Source organism: Nocardioides flavus (ex Wang et al. 2016), assembly GCF_014653115.1.
GTDB lineage: Bacteria > Actinomycetota > Actinomycetes > Propionibacteriales > Nocardioidaceae > Nocardioides > Nocardioides flavus.
Genome location: NZ_BNAD01000020.1, coordinates 33492 through 44980, shown reverse-complemented (window position 1 = coordinate 44980; position 11489 = coordinate 33492). Strand labels below are relative to the sequence as shown.

At 73.5% G+C, this 11489-nt stretch carries 12 protein-coding genes and 1 tRNA gene; 9 read left to right on the top strand and 4 right to left on the bottom strand.

Annotated elements, in window-relative coordinates; translation table 11 throughout:
• Window positions 1-174: 174 nt before the first annotated feature.
• Window positions 175-777, bottom strand: a complete 603-nt coding sequence (locus tag IE200_RS19375; protein ID WP_191281128.1) for a 5-formyltetrahydrofolate cyclo-ligase — start codon at window positions 775-777, stop codon at window positions 175-177.
• Between the two features lie 22 nt (window positions 778-799).
• Here IE200_RS19375 and IE200_RS19370 point away from each other — a divergent pair, with 22 nt between their 5' ends.
• The 8 genes from IE200_RS19370 (at window position 800) to IE200_RS19335 (ending at window position 7134) form a co-directional block, all read left to right on the top strand.
• Entirely contained in the window at window positions 800-2227 is a 1428-nt protein-coding gene (locus IE200_RS19370) for a UTP--glucose-1-phosphate uridylyltransferase (RefSeq protein WP_191281127.1), read from the top strand.
• Window positions 2220-3449 (top strand): molybdotransferase-like divisome protein Glp, encoded by a 1230-nt coding sequence (gene glp, locus IE200_RS19365; protein WP_191281126.1) that lies wholly within the window; start codon window positions 2220-2222, stop codon window positions 3447-3449. The genes IE200_RS19370 and glp overlap by 8 nt, the downstream gene beginning before the upstream one ends.
• Window positions 3449-3940: a cyclic pyranopterin monophosphate synthase MoaC gene (gene moaC, locus IE200_RS19360; protein ID WP_191281125.1), complete on the top strand. Its 492-nt coding sequence runs from the start codon at window positions 3449-3451 to the stop codon at window positions 3938-3940. The genes glp and moaC overlap by 1 nt, the downstream gene beginning before the upstream one ends.
• Window positions 3937-4413 carry a MogA/MoaB family molybdenum cofactor biosynthesis protein gene (locus tag IE200_RS19355; protein ID WP_191281124.1) on the top strand — a complete coding sequence of 159 codons (477 nt, stop codon included), beginning with the start codon at window positions 3937-3939 and terminating at the stop codon, window positions 4411-4413. The genes moaC and IE200_RS19355 overlap by 4 nt, the downstream gene beginning before the upstream one ends.
• Before the next feature lie 50 nt (window positions 4414-4463).
• Window positions 4464-5027 (top strand): GNAT family N-acetyltransferase, encoded by a 564-nt coding sequence (locus IE200_RS19350; RefSeq protein ID WP_229856845.1) that lies wholly within the window; start codon window positions 4464-4466, stop codon window positions 5025-5027.
• Window positions 5028-5087: 60 nt separating this feature from the next.
• Window positions 5088-6059: a divisome protein SepX/GlpR gene (sepX, locus tag IE200_RS19345; RefSeq protein ID WP_191281123.1), complete on the top strand. Its 972-nt coding sequence runs from the start codon at window positions 5088-5090 to the stop codon at window positions 6057-6059.
• A 78-nt stretch (window positions 6060-6137) separates the two neighbouring features.
• Window positions 6138-6213 (top strand) — tRNA-Ala (locus IE200_RS19340).
• Window positions 6214-6522: 309 nt separating this feature from the next.
• Window positions 6523-7134, top strand: coding sequence for a hypothetical protein (locus IE200_RS19335; RefSeq protein WP_191281122.1), 612 nt, complete (start codon window positions 6523-6525; stop codon window positions 7132-7134).
• 7 nt (window positions 7135-7141) lie between these two features.
• Here the strand turns inward: IE200_RS19335 and IE200_RS19330 are convergent, their stop codons facing one another.
• Entirely contained in the window at window positions 7142-8404 is a 1263-nt protein-coding gene (locus tag IE200_RS19330) for an MFS transporter (protein WP_229856844.1), read from the bottom strand.
• An 82-nt stretch (window positions 8405-8486) separates the two neighbouring features.
• Between IE200_RS19330 and IE200_RS19325 the strand changes: the two genes are divergently transcribed.
• The gene (locus IE200_RS19325) at window positions 8487-9359 is read left to right on the top strand and encodes a LysR family transcriptional regulator (RefSeq protein WP_191281120.1); all 873 of its coding nucleotides are present in this window, start codon (window positions 8487-8489) and stop codon (window positions 9357-9359) included.
• A gap of 25 nt (window positions 9360-9384) precedes the next feature.
• Here IE200_RS19325 and IE200_RS19320 read toward each other — a convergent pair whose 3' ends face one another.
• Both IE200_RS19320 and IE200_RS19315 read right to left on the bottom strand, forming a co-directional pair.
• Window positions 9385-9615, bottom strand: a complete 231-nt coding sequence (locus IE200_RS19320; protein WP_191281119.1) for a hypothetical protein — start codon at window positions 9613-9615, stop codon at window positions 9385-9387.
• A gap of 172 nt (window positions 9616-9787) precedes the next feature.
• Window positions 9788-11371 carry a dolichyl-phosphate-mannose--protein mannosyltransferase gene (locus tag IE200_RS19315; protein WP_191281118.1) on the bottom strand — a complete coding sequence of 528 codons (1584 nt, stop codon included), beginning with the start codon at window positions 11369-11371 and terminating at the stop codon, window positions 9788-9790.
• Window positions 11372-11489 lie beyond the last annotated feature (118 nt).

Below are 11489 nucleotides of genomic sequence, written 5' to 3'. Positions count from 1 at the left end.
CATCGCGTTCGGCTTCCACTCACCCCAACCCCTCATCGCGCTCGCGATGCTCAGCCGCGGCCCCTACAGACCAGCCCTCCCAAGCCGAGCATGACCCACACATCAGTCAGGAGAGCCGGTCAACCGGTGATCGGTGAACTTCCAGTCCGTTGCAACCGGTGATAACCCGATGAATCACCGGGTAACCGGTGGTTGCGACAACGGCAGCACCCCGCCCGCGGTCAGGGCGAAGCCCACCCGCACGTCGTGGGCGTCGGCGGGCACGGGGAGGCCCACCTCGTCGTCGAAGAGCACCACGGCGACGGGGGTGCCGGCAGGTACGCGGGGGAGCGCGCGGTCGTAGCAGCCGCCGCCCTGCCCGAGCCGTGCACCCGAGCAGGAGACCCCGAGGCCGGGCACGAGCACCACGTCGGCGGTCGCGATCGCCTCGCGGCCCAGCCGCGGGCCGGCCGGCTCGAGCAGCCCGCGGGTCGCCGGGGCCAGGCTCCCGGGCCCGTCGTAGACCGCCCAGTCGAGGTCGAGGTCCGGCAGCACGACCGGCAGCACGACCCGTTTGCCGGCGGCCACGAGGGCGTCGAGCAGCAGGCCGGTGCCGGGCTCGCTGCCGACCGAGACGTACGCCGCGACGGTGGCGGCGTCGCGGACCGGTGCCCAGGCCAGAGCGACCCCGGCGACGTCGGTGGCGAACTGCGCGGCGGCACCCAGCGGGCGGCGCCTGCGCGCGGCCCGCACCTGGTCGCGCAGGGCGGTCTTGGCCGGCGAGTGTCGTGCTCCCACCCCGGCAGCCTACGATCGAAGCATGGCAAGCAAGGGCAACCCCCAAGGGCTCGATCTCGCACGCGAGAAGATGCGTCAGGCCGGGGTGGACGAGGTCGCGATCGACACCTTCGCCCACTACTACCGGCTGCTGGAGCACGGCGAGACCGGCATGATCACCGAGGACTCGATCGAGCCGCTCGACATGGAGTCCCTCGACGACGTCGAGGTCCCCGAGGACGTGGCCGCCGACGCGATCCGCGCCACCGCGGTCATCAAGCTCAACGGCGGCCTCGGCACGTCGATGGGCATGGACCGCGCCAAGTCGCTGCTGTGCGTGCGCCGGGGCCTGAGCTTCCTCGACATCATCGCCCGGCAGGTGCTGCACCTGCGCAAGCAGTACGACGCACCGCTGCCGTTGATGTTCATGAACTCGTTCCGCACCTCTGCCGACACGATGGCCGCCCTCGCCCGCTACGAGGACCTGCCCGTCGAGGGCCTGCCGCTGGAGTTCCTGCAGAACAAGGAGCCCAAGCTCCTCGCCGCCGACCTGATGCCCGCGGCGTACCCGAAGGCGCCCGACCTCGAGTGGTGCCCGCCCGGCCACGGCGACATCTACACCGCGCTGCGCGGCACCGGCCTGCTGACGCAGCTGCTCGAGGCCGGCTACCGCTACGTCTTCGTCTCCAACTCCGACAACCTCGGCGCGGTGCCCGACGCACGCGTGGCCGGCTGGTTCGCCCAGAGCGGCGCGCCGTTCGCGATCGAGGCCGTGCGGCGTACGCCGTCGGACCGCAAGGGTGGGCACTTCGCCCGGCGCAAGGCCGACGGGCGCATCGTGCTGCGGGAGTCGGCCCAGACGCTCGACGTCGACAAGGAGGCGCTGAGCGACCTCGACCGGCACCGGTACGCCTCCACCAACAACCTCTGGTTCGACATCCGGGCGATGGTCGAGGCCCTCGACGCGCGCGGCGGCATCCTCGGCCTGCCGCTGATCAGGAACGTCAAGCACCTCGACCCGGCCGACAGCAGCACGCCCGAGGTCATCCAGATCGAGACCGCGATGGGCGCCGCGATCGAGGTCTTCGAGGGCGCCCGCACGATCGAGGTCGGCCGCGACCGGTTCGTCCCGGTGAAGACCACCGACGACCTGCTCGTGCTGCGCTCCGACGTCTATGACATCGGCAAGGACTTCGTGCTCGACCAAGCCGGCGACGGGGTGCCGTTCGTCTCCCTCGACGGCGACTTCTACAAGCTGGTCGGCGACTTCGACAAGCGCTTCCCCGAGGGGGCGCCGTCGCTGCGCGAGGCCGAGTCGTTCACCGTCGACGGCGACTGGACCTTCGGTCCCAAGGTCCGCGTCGTCGGCGACGTCTCGCTGGAGGCGTCCTCGGCCCAGCGGGTCGAGGGCGGCACCGTGCTGGGCGAGCAGGACGCCGACGACGCCCCGACCCGGGAGACCGATGGCTGACCTGCTGCCGGTCGCCGACTACGTCGAGCGCATCCTCGCCACGATCTCCCCGCTCCAGGCCTTCCCGCAGCCGCTCATGGAGGCGCTCGGGCTGGCGCTGGCCGAGGACGTCGTCGCGCCCATCTCGCTGCCGAGCTTCGACAACTCCTCCATGGACGGCTACGCCGTGGTCGCCGAGGACGTCGCCTCCGCCACCGAGGACGAGCCGGTCACCCTGCCGGTCGTCGGCGAGATCGGTGCCGGCCAGTCCTCGATCCTGGCGCTGTCGCCCGGCACCGCGGTCAAGATCATGACCGGCGCCCCGGTGCCGGCGGGGGCGACCGCGGTCGTGCCCTACGAGTGGACCGACCGCGGCGTGGCCCGGGTCCGCATCGACCGTCCCGCGGCCGCCGGCCAGCACATCCGGCCCACCGGCGACGACATCGCCGAGGGCGACATGCTCCTCGAGGAGGGCACCGTCCTGGGCCCCCGCCACCTCGGCATGCTCGCCGCGGTGGGACGGGCGACCGTACGCACGCGCCCGCGCCCGCGCGTCGTGGTGATCTCCACCGGCTCCGAGCTCCGCGACCCCGGCACGCCGCTGGGCCACGACTCGATCTACGACGGCAACTCCTACCTGCTGGCCGCGGCCGCCCGCGCAGCCGGCGCCATCGCCTACCGGGTCGGCATCGTGCCCGACGAGACGCACGCCTTCACCGAGGCGCTCAGCGACCAGCTCGTGCGCGCCGACCTCGTCGTCACCAGCGGGGGAGTGAGCGAGGGCGACTACGACGTGGTCAAGGAGTCGCTGTCGCACCACGGGTCGATGTGGTTCGGCGGCGTCGGCATGCAGCCCGGCAAGCCCCAGGGCTTCGGCACGATCGGTGAGGACGACACCCCGGTCTTCACGCTCCCCGGCAACCCCGTCTCCTCCTACGTCTCCTTCGAGATGTTCGTGCTGCCCGCGATCCGCCGGATGATGGGCAAGCTGCCCTACGTACGCCCCGCCGGCCGGGCGCGGCTCACCCACGGCCTCTCGTCGCCCGAGGGCAAGGTGCAGCTGGTGCGCGGGGTCTACGAGACCGACCGTGGAGGCACGTTCGTCTCGCCGGTCGGCGGCCACGGCTCGCACCTGATCGGCGACCTCGCCACCGCCAACTGCCTCATCGAGGTGCCGGCCGAGACCATCTCCATCCCCGCAGGCGAGATGGTCGCGATCCGCAAGCTCGACGAGGAGTTCTGATGGCATCCACCCACGACCGGGCTGAGGGCCGGCTCACCCACGTCGACGAGACCGGCGCCGCGCGCATGGTGGACGTCGGCTACAAGCCGGTGACGGCCCGTACGGCGTCCGCGACCGGTCGCGTGCTCGTGAGCCCGGCCGTCGTGGAGCTGCTGCGCGGCGAGGGCGTGCCCAAGGGCGACGCGCTCGCGGTGGCCCGCATCGCCGGGATCATGGGCGCCAAGCAGACCCCTGCGCTCGTCCCGCTGTGCCACCCCCTCGCGATCTCGGGCGTGACGGTCGACCTCGAGGTCACCGACGCCTCCGTCGACATCAGCGCCACCGTCCGCACCACCGACCGCACCGGCGTCGAGATGGAGGCCCTGACCGCGGTGTCGGTCGCCGCGCTCACCGTCGTCGACATGGTCAAGGCCGTCGACAAGGCCGCGGTGATCACCGACATCCGGGTCGAGACCAAGAGCGGCGGCCAGTCCGGGGACTGGGCGCGATGAGCCTGCCCGCCGCCGTCGTCGTCGCCTCCAACCGCGCCGCGGCCGGGACGTACGCCGACGAGACCGGGCCGCTGATCGTCGAGTGGCTGCGCGCGCAGGGCTTCGCGTGCGGCGAGCCTGCCGTGGTGCCCGACGGAGACCCGGTACGCGAGGCGATCTCCGCCGCCGTGGCGGGGGGCGCACGCCTGGTCCTCACCACCGGCGGCACCGGCCTCACCCCGACCGACCGCACCCCTGAGGCGACCGCCGCGCTGCTCGAGCGCGAGGTGCCCGGGATCGCCGAGGCGATCCGTGCCGCCGGTGTCGCGAAGGGCGTGCCGACCGCGATGCTCTCGCGCGGGCTCGCCGGTCTCGTCGGCGACTGCCTGGTGGTCAACCTCCCCGGCTCGCGCGGCGGCGTCAAGGACGGGCTCGGCGTCCTCGAGCCGGTCGTGCGCCACGCCGTGGAGCAGGTCGTCGGGAGCGACCACTGAGCGCCGCCGACGGCGCGCCCGGGTGGCCGGCGCGCCTGGAGTCCGACGGCGTGGTGGTCCGCTCGCTGCGGCGCGCCGACGCCGACGAGTGGCAGGAGGTGCGCGCGCGCAACCACGACTGGCTGCGGCCGTGGGACGCCACCGTCCCCCCGGGTGCGCCCCCGCGCCCGTCGTCCTACAAGGCCGTCACCCGGTCGCTGCTCCACCAGGCCAAGCAGGGCCAGTGCCTGCCCTTCGTCATCGAGGTCGAGGGCAGGTTCGCCGGCCAGGTGACGGTCAGCAACGTCGCTCGCGGGTCGGCGCAGTGGGCCTCCATCGGCTACTGGGTCTCCGCCGACGTCGCCGGGCGCGGGGTCGCCCCGCGTGCCGTGGGCCTGGTGATCGACCACTGCCTCGGCCCGGTCCGCCTGCACCGGGTGGAGATCTGCGTGCGCCCGGAGAACACCAACTCCCTGCGCGTGGTGGAGAAGCTCGGCCTCGAGCAGGTCGGCTACGCACCGCGCTTCCTGCACATCGACGGCGCATGGCGCGACCACCGGATCTTCGCCGTCACCGCCGAGGAGGCACCCGAAGGGGTCCTCGCCCGACTCTCGACACACCAGTCACACCAGTAGTTCTGCGACACACCACTTGACATCCGCCCCGGTTGCGCTCCACGCTCCTACGCTTCGGACGTGGACCTGAGCGCTCTCATCTTCGTCGCCCTTGCCGTGGCGTGGGCCGTCTACCTGATCCCCAAGGCCCTCAAGCACCACGACGAGGTCGTCCGCAGCCGATCCGTGGAGAAGTTCTCCCACACCATGCGGGTCCTGGCCCGCCGCGAGCCCGTCGACCGGCGCAACGCGCGCCTCGTCGTCTCGCCGATCCGCGCGTCCCTGCGCCCGCCGGTGGAGACCAAGGCCCACGCGACGCCCGCGCCGCTCGCCGGCCCGGTCGAGGAGACCGTCAGCGCGTCCGTGACCACCACGGTGACCCGGGAGGTCACCGCCCCCGCCGCCCGTACGCCGCGACCGCTGACGCCCGCTTCCCGCCCTGCCGCGGAGCGTGCCTCCGCCCGCCGCGCCGCCAAGCGCCGCCGCACCGTGCTGGCCCTCGTGGTGCTGGCCAACGCCGTCGTCATCGGCCTCGCCGCCGCATCGGTCATCACCTGGCCGTGGGTCGCCGCTCCCGCCGGCGTGCTCGTCGCCTGGCTCGTCGCCTGCCGGGTCTCCGTACGCGCCGAGCGTCGCCGCCGTGCGACCCGCGCCGCGATCGAGATCGGCCTCCCGCCGCTGGAGGAGGAGCAGGCCGACGACCTCACCGGAGAACTGCCCGTGACGCCGCCCCAGCCGCGGGTCCCCGCCGCGCCCGTGGCGCCGGAGCCGTCGCAGTCGACCCCGGCGGCCGACGCCCCGGCCGTGGTCACCGGCGAGATCCCCGTCGTCGGCGGCTGGGACATGGTGCCGACCACGCTCCCCACCTACGTCAACAAGCCGGCCGCCCAGCGGCGTACGGTCTCGACCATCGACCTCGACTCCACCGGCGTGTGGTCGAGCGGTCGCAACGACGAGGACTCTGCCCTCGCCCGCTCGGTCGAGCAGTCCGCCCGGGCCGCTCGCGAGGCCGAGCAGGACGAGCACGGGACCCGCCGGGCCAGCGGCGCCTGACCCGATCAGGGCCGACCCGGGCCGATTCGTCGGGCCTCTCGGGGCTCGTGTATCTTGGCGACGCGCCGTGAGGCGCATGGGGCTGTGGCGCAGTTGGTAGCGCGTCTCGTTCGCAATGAGAAGGTCAGGGGTTCGAATCCCCTCAGCTCCACCACCCACACGAACCGCCCGCCACCTGCGACGAGCAGCTGGCGGGCGGTTCTTGGTGCACGACGCTTCCTGGGTGCTGGGATCAGCCCCCTGCTCCGATCTCTGCGGGGAGCGTCTGGCCCCCGGTCCGCCCAGCCTGCCGGGCGAGCAGGACGTCCCGACAGGGCCTGCCAGCAGTCCGACCTCGGGCCGAAGGTCCCTTGACACGGCTCGTCAGGCGACGTGCCGCCACTCGCCCTCCGCCGGACCTCCAGCCGAGACCGGCTTCATGCCGGCATCGTCGCACTGCGCGGCCGGGGCTACCGTCTCCCTCGTGACGGACTACCAGCGGATCCTCGTGGTCAGCACCCGGGCCGACGCCGCCGAGGTGCAGCGCGTGCGCGCGCGGATGGGTTCGTCGGCGGTGGTGCTCACCGCGCCCACCGCCGAGGGCAAGCGCATCGTGCAGGGCCTGGGGCGCGAGGCCCACCCCGAGGTCCTGCTGGCGCCCGTACGGTTCCCCGACGTCGACCGTGGGCACCGCCTCGACGAGGTCGTACGCCGCCACGCCGTCGCCGACCGCTTCCGTGACGTGGTGGTGGTCGCCGACCCGGCGACGGTCACCCTGCTGCTCCGCGTGCTGGCCCCCGACCAGCTCCCGGAGTCGGGGCCGGTGACGGAGGTCGGGCTGCCGCGCGGGTCGCGGCCGGTGCCGCTGGTCCAGGCCGCGCTCGGCGGGGGCGGGCTCGCCGTCGCGGCCCTCGTGCTCGGCCCGGTGCTGCCGCTGTGGCTGCTGCCGGTGCTCGCCGGGCTGGTCGGGCTGGTCCTGCTCGTCGTGCCGGGACGGCGCCACCTCGGCGAGGCCGTGCTGATCGCCGCCGGCGCGTCCGTCGTGGTGGGGCTGCTGGTGATCGCGGGCTCGGCGAGGTTCCCCGGCGCCTGGTGAGGCCCGCTCAGCTGCCGGAGGCCGGTTCTGTGAGGGCCGGGGTGCGTCGCAGCACGACCACCATCGCGCAGACGGTGAGCAGCAGCGCCGAGGCCAGCGCGACGACGCCCGGCCAACCGGCGCGGCTCCACGCGACGCCGCCGAGCCAGCCGTTGACCGAGGCGCCGACGTAGTAGGCGAAGGCGTAGAACGCCGCGGCCTGTGCGGTCCCGACGCCGGCGAGGTGGGCGCGCGAGGTGACCCAGCCGCTGGCGATGCCGTGGACGGCGAAGAACCCGACGGTGAGCGCAGCCATCCCGAGCACGATCACCGGCAGCGCGCCCGCCAGGGTCAGCCACACCCCGAGCAGGGCCAGGCCGCAGCCGACCGGGATCGCGGCGCGCCGGCCGATGCGGTCCGCGACCCGGCCCGAGGCCGCCGAGCTCACCGAGCCCAGCGCGTAGACGAGGTAGACGAGACTGATCGCGCCGACCGGGAGCCCGTAGGGCTCCGAGGTGAGCCGGAAGCCGAGGGCGTTGAAGACCGCCACCATCGTGCCGATGCCGCAGGCGCCGAGGACGTAGAGCGCGAGCAGCGCGCGGTCGGCGACCGCGGCCCGTGCCCCGGCGAGCACGGCACGCGCGCCGGCGGGCCGGCGTACGAAGTGCCGGGAGGCAGGCAGCAGCCAGGCGACCAGCGCCGCGCAGGCCAGCGCGAAGATCGCCGCAGCCCCCAGTCCCCAGCGCCACCCCGCCGCGTCGGCGATGGGCGCCGTGACCACGCGGCCAGCCATCCCGCCGAAGGCGGTGCCGGCGATGTAGAGCCCGAAAGCCCGCCCGTGCGCCCCGTGGTGCAGCTCCTCGCGGAGGTACGCCGTGGCCACCGCCGGCAGCCCGGCGAGGGTGACGCCCTGGAGCATCCGCAGCCCCAGCAGGGCCTCCCACGACGGCGCGAGCGCACACGCGACGCCGACGACCGCTGCGGACCAGAGCGCGGCGTGGATCAGCCGCGTGCGTCCCACCCGCTCCGAGAGCGGGCCGACCACGAGGAGGGCTGCGGCGAGGGTGGCGGTGCTGAGCGACAGCGCCAGCGTGGCCCGGGCGGGCGTCAGGTCGAACGCCACGACCAGCTCGGGCAGCAGCGCCTGCACGTCGTAGAGCAGGACGAAGGTGGCCATCCCGGCGGCGAAGACCGCCAGCATCACGCGGCGGTAGCCGGCACTGCCCGGACGGTAGGGCGCAGGGCCGCCGTCGGTGAGGGGCAGGTCGGTCTGCCTGGTCCGGGACGTCACCCGGTCCATCGTGCGCGCGGGGCCGCCATGCGTCCAATGTCGGTGCGGTGTAGATGTCATGCGTGACGCGTATGATGCCGCCGTGCTGATCCGCGACCTGGCCTGGCTCGTGCAGCTCGGCGAGACCGGGCACGTCACCGGCGCGGCCGCCGCGCTCGGCACCAGCCAGCCGACGCTGTCTCGGGCGCTGGCTCGCCTGGAGGACGAGCTGGGCGTACGGGTCTTCGAGCGCACGCCGTCGGGCGTCGAGGCCACCCCCGACGGCCAGGTCGTCCTCGACGCGGCGCGCGACCTCGTGGCCCGTCACGACCAGCTGCGCGCCGACCTCGCCAACCGTCTCGACCCCGACGCGGGCGTGGTCCGGCTGGCCTTCCTCGACTCGATGGCCACCACCTTGGTGCCGCGGCTGCTGCGCGCCTTCCACGCCGAGGCGCCGGGGGTGAAGGTCGTGCTCAGCCAGGAGCCGGCCCACCACATCCGTCGCGACCTCGACCGCGGCGTCGTCGAGCTGGGGCTCACGATGGAGCGCGCGTCCGACCTGGGCTGGCTGCCGGTGCAGCGGGAGCGGCTCGTCGTCGTGGTCCCGCCGACGCACCGGCTGCGGCGTCGCACGCGCGTCGACCTGGCCGACCTGGCCGGCGACGAGCTCGTGACCACGCCGCCCGGGTTCGGCCACAGCGCGCTCGTGCAGGCGCTGCTCGACGAGGCCGGCGTCAGCCCGGCGGTGTCCTTCGAGAGCGCCGACCTGGCCACCATCGAGGGCCTCGTCGCCGCCGGCCTCGGCGTCGCGATCGTGCCGGAGGCGTTCGCCGGGCTCTCGGGGTCGGTCGGGCTCGCGCTCGCCTCACCGTCGGCGACCCGCACCATCGGCCTCACCTGGCGCACCGAGCGGCCGCTGGCGCCGCCGGCGGCGCGGTTCCTCGAGTTCGTGCGCGCCCGGACCTGGGCCGGCTGAGCGGCACGGGCGAGTCGGTCGTGGGTCAGCCCTTGCGTGGACCGAACAGCAGGCGACGCCCGGCCTTGGCCTCGCGGGGCTGCGGGATCGCTGGAGCCGGCCACCACTCCAGGCTCGGGTATCCCGCGCGGTTGAAGCCCTCGCGGTAGACGAAGTTGTCACCGCACGAGCACACCCAGCGGTCACCGACCTCGTGACCCTCCAGGGTCGGTGCGTCCTCGGTCTGCAGGCACACGTGGATCATCGTGGAGTCCATCGCAACGCTCCCTCCCATGGCGTCGACCCCTGCGTGAGCGGGGGTGGGTCCATGGTCCTGCGGCGCCGGGTGAAAGAGAACGGGCGACCGGCCGATTCGACCGATCTTGACCGAACCTCGCGCAAACCTGTGGGGTTGAGGCCCCGGTGGACCAGCCCGTCGGACGCCGGCGTCAGATCCAGCGCTGGAACCAGATCCGGGCGTCCCACTCCGCCTTCGTCAGCAGCTGGTCGGTCCAGATCGGCCAGAACCAGGCGAACGCCACGAGGGCCAGCACGGTGTAGCTGCCGGCGACGACCACCCCGAACGTGCGTCTCGGCGTCGGCACGTCGGACGTGCCGATCAGGTGCCCCATGGCGAGCACGACCGACAGGACGAGGAACGGCAGGCAGGTGATGGCGTAGAAGAAGAAGATCGGCCGGTCGTCGTAGGCGAACCAGGGCAGCCAGGTGCTCGCGAGCCCCGCGACGGCCACCCCGTGGCGCCAGTCGCGGGCGCCGACCCACAGCAGCACCGAGGCGAGCATCGCCAGGCACCCGCCCCACCAGATGACCGGGTTGCCGATCAGCAGGACCTGGCGGATGCAGCTGGACTCCGCGGGTGCCTCGCAGCCCTGCGAGCCGGGCCGGATGTCGGTCTGGGCATCCACCCCGACCGGCCGTCCCATCACGAGCCAGGTCGACGGCCTGGACTGGTAGACGTGGGTCGAGTCATCGAGGAAGTGGCTGTGGAAGGTGTAGACGTCCTGGTGGTAGGACCACAGCGACCGCAGCGACTGGGTGACCTCGCCGAGGCCCTCGGCGTCGGGCTCGCTCGCGGTCGGCCACGGGTCGTCCCCGCCGTACGAGGTGTACTGGGTGTTGCTGAAGGAGTCCTGGTACGCCTCGGCGTGCACCAGCCAGCCGGTCCACGACGCCACGTACGTCGCCAGCGCCACGCCGACGAGCGAGACGAAGGCGGGCACGCCGTCGAGCACGACCGAGCGCAGCAGCGGCCGGCGCTGGCCGAACGCCCGCCGCGCACCGGCGCTCCACAGCCAGGCGAGCAGCCCGAAGGCGGCCAGGGGGTAGGCCCCCGACCACTTGGTGCCGCACGCGAGGCCGAACGCCACGCCGCCGAGCAACAGCCACGGCCGCCACCAGGACAGCCAGCGGCTGTCGGCCCGCCCGGAGGCGAGCCGGTCGCGCAGCCACTGCCGGTCCGCGACGACACAGTGGACGCCGCACAGCACGAAGAACGCGAGGAAGATGTCGAGCAGCGCGAGCCGCGACAACACGAGCTGCAGGCCGTCGATCGACAGCAGCAGGCCGCCGACCAGGCCGAGGACGGTCGAGCCGGTGACCCGCCGCACGAAGCGGCACATCACCAGGACCATGAGCGAGCCGACGACCGCCGACGCGGTGCGCCAGCCCGTCGGGTCCATCCCGAAGACCTCGATTCCACCGGCGATCAGCCACTTGCCGACCTCGGGGTGCACGATCATCGACGGGGTGTCCTGGAACAGCCCGGTGAGGTCGCCGTTGAGGATCGTCTCGTCGGCGTCCTCGACGTAGGTCCGGACGTAGCCGTGGTTCAGCAGCGACCAGGCGTCCTTGGCGTAGTAGGTCTCGTCGAAGGAGAACTGGTGCGGCGTGCCGAGGTGCCAGCGTCGCAGGAAGAAGGCCAGGCCCGCGAGGCAGATCGCCCCGATCCAGCCCGGCAGCGGGTCCTCGGACCGCCAGCGCGGACGATTCCGCTCGGCGGCTGTCGGGGTCACGCCGGAACCCTACCCAGACGTGCACCCGCCTCAGGACGCGTACGCGGCCGGCGCCGGCGGGGGTCGCTCGGAGGTGGCGGCAGATGGCAGGTCAGGCGGACGTCTGCGTGCAGTGTGC

Coding starts and splice junctions, on each gene's coding strand:
- IE200_RS19370 (WP_191281127.1), top strand. CDS start 800: ATGGCAAGCAAGGGCAACCCCCAAGGGCTCGATCTCGCACGCGAGAAG.
- glp (WP_191281126.1), top strand. CDS start 2,220: ATGGCTGACCTGCTGCCGGTCGCCGACTACGTCGAGCGCATCCTCGCC.
- moaC (WP_191281125.1), top strand. CDS start 3,449: ATGGCATCCACCCACGACCGGGCTGAGGGCCGGCTCACCCACGTCGAC.
- IE200_RS19355 (WP_191281124.1), top strand. CDS start 3,937: ATGAGCCTGCCCGCCGCCGTCGTCGTCGCCTCCAACCGCGCCGCGGCC.
- IE200_RS19320 (WP_191281119.1), bottom strand. CDS start 9,615: ATGGACTCCACGATGATCCACGTGTGCCTGCAGACCGAGGACGCACCG.